Here is a 16784-nt window from a genome sequence, read left to right on the forward strand (position 1 = left end):
GGTCATGTATTCAATGAGTTGATCGTGGTGTAAAATCCCCGTTTTTCTTTGAGGGATATGATGGCTAAAGTTGATGTAAGGTGTCCGTTCTGTGGGTTGACTGGCCCCGTGAGGAAACACGGTTACGGTAAAGGTAAGCATCAGCGTTACCGGTGCCAGACGTGCACACGCACTTTCCAGCTCGATTACACGTATCGTGCCTGCCTGCACGGTATGAAAGTGCAGATCGTCGGCCTTGCCATGAATAATGCCGGTATCCGCGATACCGCGCGTGCACTGAATATCAGCATTAACGCTGTTGTCCGCACCTTAAAAAACTCTCGCCGCGGAGTGTAACCACACTGCCACTGGATAATCTGCAGGTTCACCTGATTTGCGAAGTGGATGAGATGTGGTCGTTTACCGGCAGTAAGAAGCGCCAGCGCTGGTTATGGTATGCATGGGAGCCGCGACTGAAACGGATTGTGGCGCATGTTTTTGGTTCCCGGAGCAGGAAGACACTGCGCCGGTTACTGAAACGACTGTCGGGATTCAGGGTGGCCTTCTGGTGCACGGATGGCTACAGGGCTTATAACAGCGAGTTGCCTGGTACGGAGCACATTGTCGGTAAGCTGTATACACAACGGATTGAACGCGAAAATCTGACGCTGCGTAACCGGCTCAACCGTAAAACGCTGGGGTATTAAAAGTCACCTGAAATGCACGACAGAATTATCGGTACTTTCATTGAGCGTGAGTATTATGTTTGATAGCTGATTAACTCATTGAATACATGACCGCCCTTTTCCCTTTTAGGGCGCTCTGTTTGATCCCCCGTATTTTTCTTAGAATAAGGACACCATTCATAAGCATCGCGATCATAGATCCCCACACCTGGAATAGGGCGACCAAAGTGTTTCCCATAGGGGTTCGGTGTATTAGCCAGTTTTTTGTAAAAACCGATAATTTGCACAGGATTATTACACGCTGGGCAGATGGCAAAATATTGGGGGGTTCCATTATCGCTGGTTTTATACCAGGGCGGTCTGCGAGCGGTACGTTTCTCGTAATCTGTGATATCAATGGGATAGTATGCTTGTGATTTCAGCTCAACCTTGTAGACATTCATGAATACTCTCTCCTTTAGTATAGGGTTAATATTGCAAAACCTGTTTTTGGGATCAAGGTCTCCAGCCTTGCATATAGCCCTCCTCACTGAGCCGAAAATTATCAAAATTCCATAAAGAGTTATCCGCTGACCTCCCGCCCCATCTGTCGCACCCTGAGAGCACCCTAAATCATCAAGGAGTGCTTGTGTATGCCTATCCCTGTTGTTCGTGGTCTCGGCGCCGGCTGTGTGCTGGGGCTGACTTTGCTGACCGCACTGCCTGCCTTTTCCGCTGAAAAAGATGAGCTGGCTTCTGCCCAGCGCATGCTGATCCAGGTACAGGCAGCGCTTGAACGTGCACGTGTTGCCGCCGTTCAGGCTGACCCGTCGGAGCGCGGTCGTTTCTTCTTCGACTATGCCCGCGCTACCGCCGATCTCAAGACCATCAATACCGGTATCGATCGTTACCTCGAGCCTTCACGCGCGCAACCACGTGATGGCAGTGCGGTGGCCGGCAACTACCGTCGGGAGCGCCCCTGATGGCCATGACCGGTGCGCAGGAGCAGGCCTTCAAGGCGGCCAGCGGCGGCGTTGAAGTCAATATCCTGTCGCTGATTTGCATCGGTGGGTTGCTCGCGGTGCTGTTTGTCTGGGCCGCCTGGGCGCTGACCGATATCTGGAAGGGATGGAGCAACGAAAAGCTTCGCAACGCAGCGATGGTGCAGTTTGCCGTCAGGCTCGTGTTGTTGCTGCTCGTTGTTACCTGGATGTTTGCCAGATGACCCCGGTGAGACGCTGGACCGTTTTTCACGTTATTAATTTCACTCTGCAAAAAGGAATGCTTTATGAATGCTGTAGCTCGTTTTTTCCGTCATTTTTCTGCGCGTGTCGCGGTAGCGACTTCTCTGGCTTATGCCGCCAGTCAACCGGCGCAGGCTGCACTGCCGAGCGTTGAGCCGCCGTCTTCCGGCGGTGGCGGTGGACTGATGGATATCCTCAAAGGTTACATTCAGGACGGCATCGTCATCCTGGGGCTGGTCGCTGCCGCCGTGGCGTTTCTTGTGGTAGCAAACTCTGCAATCTCCACCTTCCATGAGGTGCGCGAAGGTAAATCCAACTGGGGTAAGTTCGGCGCCATCATCGTGGTCGGTATTGTGCTGCTGGTTGCGGTTATCTGGCTGGTTGGCAAGTCCGCCGAGATCCTGTTCTAAGGTGGCCCGCCATGCAGACTATCCGATTCTTACCTGACCGTCTTAACGCAGAGCCTGTCGTCTTCCGGGGGTTTACCACCCCGGAGATGGGACTGGCGGCGTTAGCCGGCGTGGGACTCGGTCTGCTCGTGTCGTTGCCGTTTCTTCCCCTTGCCGGCTGGGTCGTGATACCCACCGGCATGCTGGTGACCCCTCTCCTCGTTATCTGGTTTGGTGGCAGCCGGCTGACGCGCCTTAAGCGCGGTAAACCGGAGAATTATATCTGGCAGCGCCTCGGGGCGCGTAAACGTCGCATGGGGTGGGGGGATCCCACCCTGATTATCGACAAACAGGGCTGGTCGTTGCGTCGCAGCCGCGTTGTTAAGAGGTCCATATGAGCCGTTTCAGACATGCGGTTAAAAACCGAGATCAGCATATTCTCACGTTGCGTGTTGCCTGCGGTGTGCTGGTCGTTTTCCTTCTGGTGGCCAGCATCGGCTGGATGCGGGCGCCGGCTAACCTGACTATCCATAATCCCCCCGACCTGCGCAGCGGCTCTACCCGTGCCTGGTGGGAGGTGCCTCCGTCCACGGTCTACAGCTTCGGTTTTTATATCTTCCAGCAACTCAATGCCTGGCCTAAGAACGGTGATGTCGATTACCCGGCCAAAATTGCCGCGCTGTCCCCTTATCTGACGGACTCCTGCGCACGTTTCCTGAAGGCGGATGCCAAAAAGCGCAGCGAAAGCGGTGAACTTGCTGGCAGAACACGTGTGGTGTTCGAAATCCCTGAGCATGGCTACAACGGCCGCTATAACCAGAGCCCGGTGACGGTCAAAGGCCGTGATAACTGGGTAGTGCGTCTTGACCTGGTGGCGGATGAGTCCTTTGCCGGCGAACCGGTGAAACGCGCACTAACACGTTACCCACTGAAAGTGGTGCGCGCAGAAGGGGATCCGGAACGTAATGAGTTTGGTCTGGCACTGGATTGTTACGACAGCGTGCCACAGCGTCTGGCTGCGGCGCCGGCGGAACCCGCGCCTGAGAAAAAAGGAGTATTCCAATGATGAAAGCACGTGTTCTGGCGCTTTCCCTGAGTGTACTTCCCCTGACGGCGACGTTCACCGTGCCGGTTACCCAGGCGGAAGAGCTGATGAAATGGGAGCGTATCCCGTTGCAAATTCCGCTGGCCGTCGGTAAGGAGCGGGTGCTGTTTGCCGATAAAAATGTCCGCGTCGGCTTCCCGCCGTCACTGAACGGCAAGCTGCGGGTACAAAGCAGTGGCGGTGCGGTCTATCTGAAAGCGGATGCCGCTTTCCCGCCAACGCGTCTGCAGCTGCAGGACGTCGAAAATGGGGAAGTTATTCTCCTTGATGTGACGGCATCGGACAAAGGCTCGGCCGAACCGGTGCGTATTGTTTACAGCGGTGACGTGACATCGGTCAGCAGCAGTAATGACACGCCTGCTGCTTCAGGGGGAAATAACGTCGCCCCCGGCGCGGATAATGGCACTCAGGCGAAGCGTAAAAAAGTCAAATACAACGCCCCGCTGCCGGTGGTGCTGACACGCTACGCGGCACAAAGTCTGTACGGTCCGGTGCGCACGGTTGAAGCGGTACCCGGCATTCACCCTGTTAATCCGCACCTGCCGAAACGTATCACTACCCTGTACCCGTCAGAGCCGGTGGCCATCACGCCGCTGGGCGGCTGGGGCATTGGCTGTCGCAACGTGGTGGCGCTAAAAGTGCAGAACACCGCCAGCCGTAAAATCACACTAGACCCGCGGGTGCTACAGGGGCAATTTGTGACGGCGACCTTCCAGCACCGCTATCTCGGTCCGGTGGGAACCCCGGAGGACACCACCACGCTGTACCTGGTCACTGCCGGTCGCCCGGACGGGGCGTTTGTTGCGGAGCCGTCAGTGGTTCGCAAAGCCGTAAAAGCAGCGAAGAAGGGGGCAAACCATGGCTGATGTGAAATCCAACATGCTGCCGAAGGTGATTGTGTTCGGCGTGCTGGCTGCATCCATTGTCGTCGGGCTCAAAGCCTGCAGCGGCGGTAAAACACAGGAGGAGACTCAGCAGGCGCATAACGTGCTGGCCAGCATGTCGCCGGAGGAGTTGCGTGCCCTGGGCGTGGAAGGCGATACCCCGGAGGACACGCTGCGTACCCTGGTGGGCACCCTGCGTACCACCCGAACCCAGCAGGCCGAACTGCAAAGCAACATCGACAAGGTGTTGAAAGAAAACGAAGCGCTGCGCAAGCGTAATACCAATGTGTCCGGGCAGGTCAATGAGGCCGTGGCCGGCTTCCAGAAGCAGGCCGAGCAGCGCCAGCAGCAGCTTCAGCAGGAGCAGCAAACGCTGATGGGAAAAATTCAGACGCTGACCGAACAGCTGACTGCGAACAAGGACAAGGCAAAAAGCGACAGTGATATTCCGCTGGGGCTGGGACTGGATGGCATGGGCGCCGGGGACGGTGGTGCAGCCCCTGGTCAGGATGGCTTGATGTGGGTCGGTCCGAAGGACATGAAAGAACCCGACCCGCGCAATTCGAACAGCGCCAAAGACGGCCCGCAGTTCCCGACGTCGTTCCTGTCCGACAATGCCATCACGCGCCAGAAAGCTGCCTATGAGCGGCAGGTGAAAGGGCATACCAATGAAAAAGGGGCGGAGGAGAACGCCGAGCCGGTGTTTACCCTGCCCGAGTATTCCACCCTAGTGGGCAGCCGTGCCATGACGGCACTGCTGGGCCGCGTGCCGATCAACGGTACGGTGACCGATCCCTATCCCTTCAAGCTGATGATTGGCAAAGACAACCTGACGGCGAACGGCATCGAGTTGCCGGACGTAGAGGGTGCGATTGTCTCCGGGACGGCCAGCGGCGACTGGACGTTGTCGTGCGTGCGTGGTCAGGTCAACAGCATCACCTTTGTGTTTGCGGACGGGACGGTACGCACCTTGCCGCATCCTGACACCAATATGAAGGCCAATAGCAACAACAATAGCGGTAACAATGGCAAAGACGTCAGCACCACCGCCGGTATTGGCTGGATCTCCGATGACAACGGCATCCCGTGCATCGGTGGAGAGCGTAAGTCCAATGCCTCGACCTATCTGCCGACGATTGCCGCCTTGTCGGCCGCCAGCGCCGCCGGGGAAGGGATCAGTCAGGGGCAATACACCACCCAAAACAATGTGAATGGCATCACCTCGACCATGACCGGTAATGCCGGCTAGGCCGTGCTGGGCAAGGCGCTGTCCGGCGGGATGAAAGAGACCGCCGACTGGGTGCGTGAGCGCTACGGCATGATGTTCGACGCCGTGTATGTTCCCCCGGGCCAGAAACTGGCCGTGCACATTACCCGCCAGCTGGCGATCGACTTTGAGACCAAAGGGCGCAAGGTGCGTTACGACTTCAGCCTGCCTGGCGAAGACGGCAGCACCGGCGGACTGGATTAACACGTCATTCAGAGGAGGATAAGCATGCTGTGGCGTCAATGCGAAAGGATGAGTCGCCCACAGAGTTGGGCGCTGGTCTTGCTGTCCTGCAGCGCGTTTTGGTTAGGTGTGCTGCTCCTGCTGTGTTTGCTTATAAGAGAATGATAATCATGAGGAAAAATCTGTTTAACCGAGTCCTGACGACCGCTGTCATTGTCAGCGTCATGGCGTTGGCCGGCTGTTCGACGTCGAAAGAAGAAATGCTGCCGCCAGGCGACAGCTCGATGCTGGAATTGTGGCAGGGTGAAGACGGTGGCGGTTCAGCGCGTAATGCGGTAGCGGCGCGCGACAGCCTGCGCCGGCCGCTCACCGAGAACGAAAGCCAGGCAACAGCCGCAAGCGATCGCAGCTACAGCCGCACGCAGGAAAGCGAAATCAGCCAGCAGTTCCCGCGCCTGCCGAATCCCGACCTGGTGATGTACGTGTTCCCGCACCTGGCGGATGGCAACGCGCCGGTGCCGGGCTACAGCACCGTGTTCCCGTTCTACAGTCAGGTGCAGTATGCGATGCCGGGTGAACGGACGGAGGCCTACTGATGCGATTTTCCCTGTTTGATAAAAAGCGCCTGACGCGCAAGAAGCCGGCAGTGCCGGCAACGGATGTCCAGGACACGGTGATCGCCACCGAGGACGGTGTGCCGCTGTCTGTCGACGGGCGAGAGCCGTTACGGCGCCCGGGCAGGATGACGCTAAAGGATGAGAAGCAGGTGTACCATGCCAATCCGTCCATCATCGATTACCTGCCCTGGGCGGAGTTTCTCGACCGGGAGCAGTGTATTTTGCTCGATGACGGGGTGTCCGTCGGGGCCGTTTTTGATATCACACCGGTGGCCACCGAGGGACGCACTGACGATCGCCTAGAGCAGATGCGTGACACGGTGGAAGATGCCTTGCAGGACTCCTTTGACGAACATGATGAAAACCCCTGGGTCGTGCAGTTCTTTTGCCAGGACGAGAACAACGTCGATGCGTACCTTGACCGGCTGAAAGGGTATATCAAGCCGCATGCGCAGGGTTCTCAGTTGTCTGAGTCATGGCTGAAAGAAACCGAGCGTCATCTGCGCGGGATTGCCCGTCCGGAAGGCCTGTTTAAAGATACGCTGATAACAGACCAGCAATGGCGTGGGCAGCAACGCCGGACCCGCATGGTGGTCTATCGCTGGATTGGCAAGAGCAATCATGATCCGATGCCACCGATCGCCATGCTGAATCAGACCTGTGAGCGCGTGACCGGGGCGCTGGCCGGGGCAGGAGTGGTGTGTGTGCGGCAAAATGGCGGCCGGGTTCACGACTGGCTGCTGCGTCATTTTAACCCCAGCCCGGAGTGGGTGGATAAAGGGGTTCTGTACCGTGACGCCGCCTATTTTGACAGCCGTGATACGCCGGAAGGCGCAATGCCGGTGCAGAATGATTTTGCCGAAACCCTGCTGTTCACCCCGCCCGTGTCCGATCCGGACCAAGGGGTGTGGTGGTTCGATAATCAGGCGCATTGCGCGATCCCGGTCGAGAAGCTGCGCCGCCCGCCAGAGCCCGGCACCATCACCGGAGAGATGAAGCGTGGCGAGAAAAAAATCAACGCGCTGATGGATATGTTTCCGGAAGGGACGATGCTGTGCATGACCATCGTGGTGCAGCCGCAGGACACGCTGGAAAACGATTTTAACAAGCTGTCGAAAAATGCCGTCGGCGAAATACCGAATCCGGGCGAGTGCGTCAGGACGTGGCACAGGTCAAGGAATACCTGGGTAATCGTCACAAGTTGTACCGTGCCGGCATCACCTTCTTGTTGCGTGCCGGCGACCTGACCACGCTCAATCACAAACGTGTCGATCTCACCAACGTGCTGCTCGGCGCGGGCCTGCAACCGGTACGGCCGGAGTTTGATGTGGCGCCGCTAAATACCTACCTGCGGGCGTTGCCGATGTGTTTTAACCCGGAGTCGGACAAGAAACACTGGTACACCCGCCTGACCTGGGTACAGCATCTGGCCGGCCTGTTGCCGGTAACCGGGCGTGAAACGGGGACGGGCAACCCCGGACTGAGTTTTTTCAACCGCGGTGGCGATATTCTGACGGTTGACCCGCTCAACAAGCACGACCGCAGCCAGAATGCGCACATGCTGTATTTTGGTCCGACCGGCGCGGGGAAATCGGCGACGTTGTGTGCCACGCTGACGCAAACCATGGCTGTACATCGCCCACGTCTGTTTGTTGCCGAGGCGGGTAACTCGTTTGGGTTGCTGGCTGATTACTTTGAAAGCCAGGGGCTGACGGTCAATAAAGTCAGCATCAAACCGGGCAGTGGCGTGTCTTTGCCGCCGTTCTCTTTCGCGCATAAGCTTATCGAGGAACTGAGCTCACTGGAATTGGATGAAAGTGAGCTGCGTGATATCGATGCGGATGACGACGATGAGGATAAACGCGATTACCTGGGGGAAATGGAGATCTCGGCGCGCATGATGATCACCGGCGGTGACCAGAAGGAAGAAGCGGAGTTAAAACGGGCTGACCGGGCAATGATCCGTGAAGCCTTGTTGATGGCGGCGAAGAGCGCCTTTGACGAGCAGCGCCAGATGCTACCGTCTGATTTGCAGAACGCCTTGTATGCGATTTCCAACGACACAGCCAACGAAAAGCGCAATCCACAGCGTCGGGCGAAAGCGGCCGAAATGGCGGAAGCGCTGGGCATGTTCACCCAGGCCGGCAGCTTCGAGGCGGAGCTGTTTAACCGTGAGGGCAGCCTGTGGCCAGAGGCAGATGTCACCCTGATTGACCTGGGGCATCTGGCGCGTGAGGGGTATGAGGCGCAGATGGCGCTGACGATGGTGAGCCTGACCAATACCATCAACAACATTGCCGAAAGAGACCAGTACTCGGAGCGGGATATCGTGTTCGCGGTGGATGAGGCGCACATTGTGACGGTGAACCCGCTGCTGGCACCGTACATGACCAAAATCGTCAAAATGTGGCGTAAGCTCGGGGCCTGGCTGTGGCTGGCCACGCAGAACCTGAAAGACTTCCCGGACATTGCCGAGAAGATGCTGAACATGGCGGAGTGGTGGGTCTGTCTGACCATGCCGCCGGAAGAAGTCAACGACATTGCCCGCTTCAAGGCGCTGACCGAGGAGCAAAAGGCGGTGCTATTGTCAGCCAGCAAGCTGTCCGGCTGCTATACCGAAGGTGTGATGCTGTCGAAAAAACTCGAGGCGCTGTTCCGTGCGGTACCGCCGAGCCTGTACCTGGCGCTGGGGATGACCGAGAAAGAAGAGAAAGCCGAGCGCCGCGCGCTGAGGCAGGAGTTTGGCTGCAGCGAGCTCGAGGCGGCGCGCAAGGTGGCACAAAAGCTTGACCGCCTGCGCGGCCTGGCGGCGAACGGGGAGGCAGCGGTAGCATGATGACGCTGAAATACCCGGAACCGGTTGTTCGACCGCATGGCCAGGTCTGTCGTGAGCCGTCGTTATTCACCCTTCCTCCGCAGGGCGTGGCCACCTTAAGCGAAACGGATGCACGGCGACTTGAGACGTTCTGTGCGGCTATCCGCGATCGGCTCTTGGGGCCGGTCCAACTTACGGCCCACCCGCATCGCATCGGGAGTCGTACCAGCGTGGCGTTGCATCTCGAGGGCCGACTGGGGCGTTGCATCGATGTGCTGATCTCGGTGACCGGCAGTACATTGTGGCCCCAGCCGGAGGAGTATGATCACCCGCGCTGGTATGTCACAGTGCCGGACGCGGCGGATGTGGTGTACCTGCTTCTCCACCTGAGCGAGCTGTGTGAGCGATTTAGGGTTACGAAGTTTTAGTCGACTCAGACGTCGGAATATTTTTCTCTCTCTGAAGACAATGCATCGCTTTTTTTCCGGTCTTTTGGCCGGTTTTTTTATGCGCCGGGTATATCAGCAACCTGATGTAGCATCATGTTATACTTGCCTGGTTAAATAATAAGCGAGGTATCATTACATATGAAACTTGACCAGCTAGTTGAGCCAAAGCCTATGCTTGATGAAGAAACTTTGGCCACTATAACTAAAGGTTCGCTAATCAAAATTCAGCTTACCGACGGGATTAGCGATAAATTTAATGAGACCATTATTATGGAAGTGATTAACCGGGACAGCCATGTCATTGAGGCTAAATTTATCAGGCGTCAAACGGGCAGATTTGATGATGCTCACTCGGCATTCGTATCTCCATTTTTAACAGACACGGTGGTGTTTATCAAAGAAGCTGTTTTTGCCGTACTGAACGACTGACTGATTTCAGTGTGGTTTTTCCTTTACACTTTTCTTATGCGATGCTTAAGTCTTCGTTAAGCAAAAGAATTCCGCTGTACCGGATTTCTCGTATTATGCCTTTACCGTAGGCTGCATGTCTCTGCCAGAAGGCTCTCAGCGTCAACGTACTGTTGCCAGCGATGAACGTCCCTCTTTGTGAATACGTCCGTGATGTTCTTTAGCCTGGTGAAGCGCTGGCAGGCTCATTTCCCACAGTTTCAAAGCCCGGGCTCTGAAAGAGGGGAGTCGATGGACGATGCGTTACTACAGCAGGTTCTGGGTTGTTACCTGGCAGCTCGGGATACTAATTAGCTCTGACTATGCATTCAATTCGTTGATTGCTGTGTGAAATATCAGGGAAGGTACGCTACAAAATTACAGGATGAGGTGTTTGTCGTGAAAAATTCAGTGGAGCACGTGGCTTACCGCGAGTTTCGAGCACAAGTCATCAGTGAGTTAAGCCGAAGGGAGCGTCAATTATATGCTTCTGAGCAGATGCATCAGCTCAAAAAACTGCGAGATATCATTACCGCGTTTCGGGAGCATCTGGACTATTACGCCGAGACCATTCTTCAGAGCACTCCTGAAGCAGAAGACCACATACGCAAGGCGTTACGCATCCCGCAGCAGATCCCCCTCCATGTGACGAAAATGATGAAGTTCGGACAGTACCTGATGGGCTTCTTGCCTGATCGGCTTCTGGCTTTCAGGGCAAAAACGTTAATTTGCCCCGTGGGTTCTTACGAAGGCCGGGCTGTCGTCTATCGCCTGAACGCCAAGCGGACATTCTTCCGCGAAGACTACAGCGAAACCTTCGATTTTGCGATAAGGCATCTACCAACGGGCGGAATGTTTAGTGTCGGGCAACGTATGCGACATGTTGACATTCCCTGGATGCGCGTATTTATAAAATTAGGCGTTGAGCGAAAAAAGGTAATCGACCAGTTATACAATGATTTTGGGAACCATCGAGCTAATGGAAAGCTGGTTCTTGCTTTGGTTGAACTGCAAATCATCAGGTCTGTTGATGAGTTGACATTGCTCCCCAGCGACAAAAGCCAGTCCAGATATGCCCAAAAACCATCTTACGATGAGATCCGGGCTTTTCGTGAGGTTGTTACGCTGGTCCGAAATGCCGGTGTTGCCGCGCCGTGGATAGTCAGGCTTATCGAGTTACCTTTGTGGATGTTTGATGTGCAGCGATTGACGGAGAACCTGAACCGACTGAGCTTCAGGGACAATGAACTGTCGATTCTTGTCGAAAATATAGCTGATCAGGTGATGCGCGCTGAGACGGACCGATGGGAATTTCTGATGGAGGCACTGAATGTCCGAAGCGCCCACGATATGGTTCGGTTTAAAACGTTACTCTGGTCTGACAAAAAATGTAGCCATTCCTTTGCCTCCGCCTTATTGCGACATGGTGCTGATATCGATGCCCTGGACGCATGTCAGAAACTCATTCTTCGGGAGGCTGAAGGGGATGATAAATCAGCGCCTGTTTCGAACCTGAATACGTTGCTGGCGAAACCGTACGCGCTTTCTTTTTGCCAGTTGGCTAAAGCAGAGGATTACCTTTTTGCATGCCGTGATCTTGGCGGCTACCTGAGGGTTCTTGACTCTCACGGTTTTGGTCATGCAGGTGCTGTGTTGGCATTTCAATGCTGTTACAGACAGCTATGCGCTGCCAGTCTTGACGCATGGTTGCATATTGCTGCGCAACCCGCAGACGGGCAATCGGTGGACGATATTGCTGAATGGCTCGTGAAGGCGGTAGCGGGGGGATACGTTGACGCTTTCCAGTACTTACTGGCGGCAGGGGAATTACAGACCTTTTCTCATCTCCAGCAAGCCCTGAAGCTTGTGCCACTCGGTCCTGTTTTATTGAAGTATGTCCGTGAGGAGCGCGGTATTACCGGGATGTCATTTCTACTCAACTGGTATTATCACGACGCCATGGGTATCAGGGAAATACGTCTTTGGTACAATAACGATGCCGTCAGCCGCATGTTACTGGATGACGCCTTTGAACGTAAGGATTTTACTTTACTAAAGGGAAATATGGCGTGTGTGGAAAATCTGCTGAGACAGCATGAGACTGATACTCTGGGGAAGTTTCCATTTGATATGAACGACGCGCAGAGAGAAGAATACAGAAGGCAATGCCACCTTGTGCGGCAAAGCATGGAGATACGCCTTGCGCCAAAATTAAAAATCATCCTCGAAATGACCGGAGGAATATTGCTGCACAGTCTGTTGATTCATATTGATGAATCACCGGAGCAGTTGCGCAACAGAATCGCTGAGCTTAATTTGCAACTGGACGGGCTTCTTATGGGGCTCGGGCCAGATAACGCAACGCTGACTCAGCAGGAAGCGGATATGGTGGCACTGGTTTACCATACTGATGCGGGTACCATACAGGCACTCTGGTCAAAGGTGACTGGCAAAACATCGGACATCGTTGGGAACCCCTCAGATTTAACCTACCCAATGGTCTGGCAACAAACAGAGCTTGAGACCCGTGTGGAAATAGATCCGCGGGGGTTGCAGGCGCTGTCCGCTGCGCTGGTGTTTTCCGCGAATTTTAACGCCAGTTTCAGGAATGATATGCACGGAGCCTGTCGTCATCTCAAAGCTGCACGACTGGGTGATAAAGCGGTGGATGTCTGGGGGCTGTCTCAGCATCTTGGCGTTCTGCTGGCAATATCCGGGTGTGGTGCCAGTGTCCGTACATGGTTTTATGGCGATGAAGATCAAAAGTCTGGGGCAGGAGTGGAGGCTCATCAGATGATGGAGTCACTCGTTAACCTGTTTAACCTAGATCTTGGGGATGCACTGGACAAGCGGGTAGCGGAGTTCATTGGCTCCCTTAGTGACGGCTATGCTACTTTTCTGGCCTCGCGGCTGGACCCCGCCAAAAACGTGAAAACAATTACGCCAAAAGAGCGGCTCGCTCAGGCTATTGGACGGACCCGAAGCTTGGTGTTTCAAAGGTATTTACACTGGGCCGTGGGACAGAAAAAACGTTTTGCTCAGACGAAAATGAGTGGAATAAACAGTACGATGCGGGCTGTTGTATCACAATCACCGGCTGCATTCTTTGCTAAACAGGCCGTTGGATTGTGTTCATCGGGAAATACCGAAATGTGGCAGGAAGCGCGTAACGTACATTTACTCATATTTCCATCTGAGGGGAAAAAGCTTGAGGGCATGGCGTTACTTTATTTTGAGAAAGTTTCTCCGTTAAGCCGTGATAAAAATACGTTAATTATACGGGCCATAAACCCTGTAAAGGCGGCGATGGTCTCACATGACATCTCTTCGATTATTGAGTCCTGTTTTGATGTGGCAATTCGTATCGCGCAGGATACCGGGTGCGTTGCTGTTGCATTTCCGGCACCATCAGGTCAGGGGTTCATGTCAAATTATAAGGATATTGAAGACTATATAGAGGATAACTACATCAAATCTTCAGAAGGGAGTTATTACCCTAATACAAAAGAGTGTTTATCGGCGAACCTTCGTCATGTGCCGCAAAAATTAATGGAAACATTTTACTCCTACGAGACCGGAAGTGGATCCGCCGATGCGCTCTACGTTATCTGGCGTGCCGGAAACGCCAAAGGGGCAGAGGCTGCGTAAATGCTCATCATCAGTATGGTCGTTGAACGTCAGTATTTTCTCCTGCAGCAGTGGGACTGCGTCAGCTAAGACGTGAGGCGATGTGTTCTGAAAATAATTATCAAAATTTCATAAAGACTTCTTTGCTGTCTTTCCGACCACGTCGTAGCACCCTGTGTGGATTCTATCCATGCAGGAGTGCACGCCATGAAAATCAGCACGTTGCTGACGTTGTTCCCTCTGCTGATGTCGACATCGGTGCTTGCCGGCACGGTACTGTATACCGATTCCCACCATCCCCCGACGAATAATGATGCCTCCGTGACCGTGATTTATCTTGACGGTCCGGAGCAGTTGCAAACACAACTGTTTGGCGCACTGTCGTCGAACCCGGATGAGGCCGAACGCTAGGCTAGGGCCGTACTGCAGTCACCACAATGGCAGGCGCATGAACAGGAACTGGTCACGGTCTACCGCGCGGTGGTGCGTGCCTGGGAGCTGGGCGTCAAAAAAGTCCCCGCTGTCGTGTTTGACGATCGAGATGTGGTGTATGGCACCGCTGATATCGCCCGGGCTACCGCGTTGCGCGCGAAGTCACTGGCCAGTGATATGCAACGATCTCCCTTGCAGTTGGCGTCTCCCAGACAACCCCGGCTGACATTTAAATCCTTCGGTGTGGCCATGATGCTGTCTGCGGCCGGCGTGCCGGCGGCGAATGCCGCGCTCAACAGCGCGCAGATTGTTGCCAGTGCGGTGTCACAGTCCTGCATCAGCTGGCGCGTCAGCGGCATTTGCTACTGGTTGTTCTGCAGTTGGGGCGGATGCACTGTCCGAACCTCGGTCAAGGTTACCCACTTCATCCCGGAGGCGGTGGTATCAGCGTACAACGCTCAAGGAGGTAACCCGTGGCGTGAGATGTCGATGGTCAGTCAGGCCGCCGGCGGACTCGAAAGCAGTATCACCAGCGCACTGGGCGGTGTTGCTGCCGGCGGTGGCAACAATGAGCTGAAAACCCCCGGGCAGCGTAAAACCAACCTTCACTTCAAGTATGCCGATGCCATTGGCCATCCGGCGACGACCCTGATTGGCGGCAGCATTGCCGGCTATTCGTGCCGCAGTGCGGCGACCCCCTTCGTGCCGTATTTCCTCAGCACGCTGGACAGCCTGGCATGGCGTACTGGCATGCCGGAATCCCTCTATCCCGAAGCATTGGTGCCTGGCCAGCGTGAGGTCGGCAGTCAGGCGGTCGCGAATATGTGGGGCAACGTCTATCCACGTTCGGGATTTGTGACTCAGGTCGATGATGACAAGGCTGGCGCCCTGGTGGCGCAGCGGGTGGCAGACATTATCACCCGTTCTGGCCAGCCCCATGTCTATCAGCCCCTGATGGGCCAGCGCTCAGAAGGGTACTGGCCTCCTGGGCCGGTTAAGGAGAACTCCGGCACCAGCAACCATAAATGGCAACGCCTGGCGCCGCAGCTCAGCCAGTCTTGCGCAGTGTTCCCGGACGGTGAGCATCCGCCGGCCGCGGATGCGAACGCTGCCTTTGCCCTGTGGCAACCCTACAGCTGCTGCCAGCGCCGCGGGCAGCGTTTCCTCTACAGCACAGATTTCTGAGGCATAAATGATGAATAACACGATGAATAAATCCCTCTGGGGACGGCACAGACTGCTGTCTTTGGTGGTTGTCGGCAGCCTGGCGATGGCTGGTGTGAGCGCACACGCTGACGACAATGACGATAACGGCACCCTGTTTGGTATTTCGTTGCCCCAGGTGAATGACAGCAACGTGGGGTACGGAAAGAGCGCCAGCGGCGCGGTCTCGGACAAGTTGTTCTATTCCCTGGGCGGCGGCTCGGTGATATCGCAGCCGGCGACGCGCGGCAATATGCAGCGCCTGGGGATGAACCTCGGCTGGAGCTCGGATTTGATGTGCGGCAACTTCGACCTGAAGAGCACCATCGGTAACCAGCTCAATGGCGTGACTGATGGGTTCAAGAGCCTGATGGGTAATGTTATTCAAGGTGCTACCGGTGCGGTAGCCAGTCTGCCGGCGATGGCTATCCAGCGTGCTAACCCGGGTTTGTATGAAATGCTGACCAACGGGGTATTGCAGGCCAATGTGGCATTCGACAAAGCCCAGCTCAATTGCCAGAACCTCTCCAAACGGATGATGGATATGGTGGATACTGGTGGCTGGAGCCAGGCGGCGGCGATGGAGGAGGCCAAAAGCCTGGTCAACAACGGGGATGCGGATGCGGTGCGGTCGATGAATGCCACGGAGAAAGTGACCGGACAATCTGGCCAGACTTGGATCGGTGGACAGAAGCGCGGCGGCGCCGGTCAGCCGGCGATCAAGCCAACGCACGATCTGGCTGCAGCCGGCTACAACATGATGAATGCGTTGCCGGTCACCAGTACTTCCAGCGTATCCGGCAGCAGCTGTACAGGCGGTGCCTGTACCAAATATGCCAGCAGTGAAGAAGCGGCAGCAGTGGTAAAGGTGTTGGGCGACACCTCGCTGCGCACCTGCAAGGACGCAGCACAATGCACCAGTGGCGAAGGGACCGAGCAGCCAGGCAGCACCGTAGCCGGTACGGGTTTTGCGCCGATGCTGGAAGAAGCAACCAAGGCGAATAACGAGCAGTTGGCCAGGCTGGTCAACGGGGCAGAAAAACCCACCGCGGGCAACCTGGCCAAACTCAAAACGGGCAGTCTGGCGGTGACCGCCGGCGTTATCAAGGCACTGCAGCGCGATCCGGATAATGCCGCCCTGGTTGGGCGCCTGGCCGGTGAACTGGCGATGGCGGATACCATCGAAACCGCCTTTATCATGTGGCGCATGATCACCACCGGGATGTCTGAGCCGAACGCCTCTGCGCAGAAAGTCGCCATGGAAGAAGGTGATCGGCGTATCGAGGCTCTGGATCGCGAAATCACGGCGCTGAAAAACGAGATGGAGATGAAACGCGAGATTTCCCGTAACGCGGTGCTGACCATCATCGATCGCGAGAACAACCGTGCGGAAACCAACCCGCAGCGTCAGTCGGTTGACAGCCCGGATACTAGGTTCAACCAGCTGGCCGTACCGGAAAGCGACCAGTAAGCGAGGG

General features: G+C 55.7%; 13 protein-coding genes and 4 pseudogenes. 16 read left to right on the plus strand and 1 reads right to left on the minus strand.

The genetic code is table 11. The annotated features are described in order from the left end of the window. Positions 1 to 60 precede the first annotated feature (60 nt). Positions 61 to 749: pseudogene (locus tag AB1287_RS18980) on the plus strand (IS1 family transposase). Here AB1287_RS18980 and AB1287_RS18985 read toward each other — a convergent pair. Next, positions 740 to 1108, minus strand: coding sequence for a hypothetical protein (locus tag AB1287_RS18985; RefSeq protein ID WP_435618764.1), 369 nt, complete (start codon positions 1106 to 1108; stop codon positions 740 to 742). The pseudogene AB1287_RS18980 and the gene AB1287_RS18985 sit on opposite strands and share 10 nt — an antisense overlap. A gap of 189 nt (positions 1109 to 1297) precedes the next feature. Between AB1287_RS18985 and AB1287_RS18990 the strand changes: the two genes are divergently transcribed. The 15 genes and pseudogenes from AB1287_RS18990 to AB1287_RS19060 all read left to right on the plus strand — a co-directional run bounded on the left by AB1287_RS18990 (position 1298) and on the right by AB1287_RS19060 (position 16777). Continuing rightward, positions 1298 to 1627: an RAQPRD family integrative conjugative element protein gene (locus AB1287_RS18990; RefSeq protein WP_435618765.1), complete on the plus strand. Its 330-nt coding sequence runs from the start codon at positions 1298 to 1300 to the stop codon at positions 1625 to 1627. Continuing rightward, the gene (locus tag AB1287_RS18995) at positions 1627 to 1869 is read left to right on the plus strand and encodes a TIGR03758 family integrating conjugative element protein (protein WP_435618766.1); all 243 of its coding nucleotides are present in this window, start codon (positions 1627 to 1629) and stop codon (positions 1867 to 1869) included. Before AB1287_RS18990 ends, AB1287_RS18995 begins: the two co-directional genes overlap by 1 nt. 63 nt (positions 1870 to 1932) lie before the next feature. Continuing rightward, positions 1933 to 2298: a TIGR03745 family integrating conjugative element membrane protein gene (locus tag AB1287_RS19000; RefSeq protein ID WP_435618767.1), complete on the plus strand. Its 366-nt coding sequence runs from the start codon at positions 1933 to 1935 to the stop codon at positions 2296 to 2298. An 11-nt stretch (positions 2299 to 2309) separates the two neighbouring features. Further along, complete coding sequence (locus AB1287_RS19005; RefSeq protein ID WP_435618768.1) at positions 2310 to 2675, plus strand: TIGR03750 family conjugal transfer protein; 366 nt, start codon at positions 2310 to 2312, stop codon at positions 2673 to 2675. Beyond that, positions 2672 to 3343, plus strand: a complete 672-nt coding sequence (locus AB1287_RS19010; protein WP_435618769.1) for a PFL_4703 family integrating conjugative element protein — start codon at positions 2672 to 2674, stop codon at positions 3341 to 3343. The genes AB1287_RS19005 and AB1287_RS19010 overlap by 4 nt, the downstream gene beginning before the upstream one ends. Then, complete coding sequence (locus AB1287_RS19015) at positions 3340 to 4248, plus strand: TIGR03749 family integrating conjugative element protein (RefSeq protein ID WP_435618770.1); 909 nt, start codon at positions 3340 to 3342, stop codon at positions 4246 to 4248. The genes AB1287_RS19010 and AB1287_RS19015 overlap by 4 nt, the downstream gene beginning before the upstream one ends. After that, a pseudogene (locus tag AB1287_RS19020) lies at positions 4241 to 5737 on the plus strand (TIGR03752 family integrating conjugative element protein). The gene AB1287_RS19015 and the pseudogene AB1287_RS19020 overlap by 8 nt, the downstream one beginning before the upstream one ends. A gap of 149 nt (positions 5738 to 5886) precedes the next feature. Next, positions 5887 to 6312 (plus strand): TIGR03751 family conjugal transfer lipoprotein, encoded by a 426-nt coding sequence (locus AB1287_RS19025; protein ID WP_435618771.1) that lies wholly within the window; start codon positions 5887 to 5889, stop codon positions 6310 to 6312. Next, positions 6312 to 9169: pseudogene (locus tag AB1287_RS19030) on the plus strand (conjugative transfer ATPase). Before AB1287_RS19025 ends, AB1287_RS19030 begins: the two are co-directional and overlap by 1 nt. After that, positions 9166 to 9576, plus strand: coding sequence for an acetyltransferase (locus AB1287_RS19035; protein ID WP_435618772.1), 411 nt, complete (start codon positions 9166 to 9168; stop codon positions 9574 to 9576). The pseudogene AB1287_RS19030 and the gene AB1287_RS19035 overlap by 4 nt, the downstream one beginning before the upstream one ends. Positions 9577 to 9735: 159 nt before the next feature. Next, positions 9736 to 10026 (plus strand): hypothetical protein, encoded by a 291-nt coding sequence (locus AB1287_RS19040; protein WP_435618773.1) that lies wholly within the window; start codon positions 9736 to 9738, stop codon positions 10024 to 10026. A 417-nt stretch (positions 10027 to 10443) separates the two neighbouring features. Beyond that, positions 10444 to 13692, plus strand: a complete 3249-nt coding sequence (locus AB1287_RS19045) for a hypothetical protein (protein ID WP_435618774.1) — start codon at positions 10444 to 10446, stop codon at positions 13690 to 13692. Between the two features lie 186 nt (positions 13693 to 13878). Continuing rightward, positions 13879 to 14268, plus strand: a pseudogene (locus tag AB1287_RS19050) (TIGR03757 family integrating conjugative element protein); the annotation flags it as partial. 84 nt (positions 14269 to 14352) lie between these two features. Next, positions 14353 to 15288 carry a TIGR03756 family integrating conjugative element protein gene (locus AB1287_RS19055; RefSeq protein ID WP_435618804.1) on the plus strand — a complete coding sequence of 312 codons (936 nt, stop codon included), beginning with the start codon at positions 14353 to 14355 and terminating at the stop codon, positions 15286 to 15288. 10 nt (positions 15289 to 15298) lie between these two features. Further along, a complete protein-coding gene (locus AB1287_RS19060) occupies positions 15299 to 16777 on the plus strand; it encodes an integrating conjugative element protein (protein WP_435618805.1) in 1479 nt (492 codons plus the stop codon). Positions 16778 to 16784 lie beyond the last annotated feature (7 nt).

The sequence above is a fragment of the Scandinavium sp. UTDF21-P1B genome (genome assembly GCF_040750395.1).
In the GTDB taxonomy this organism is placed as follows: Bacteria; Pseudomonadota; Gammaproteobacteria; order Enterobacterales; family Enterobacteriaceae; genus Scandinavium.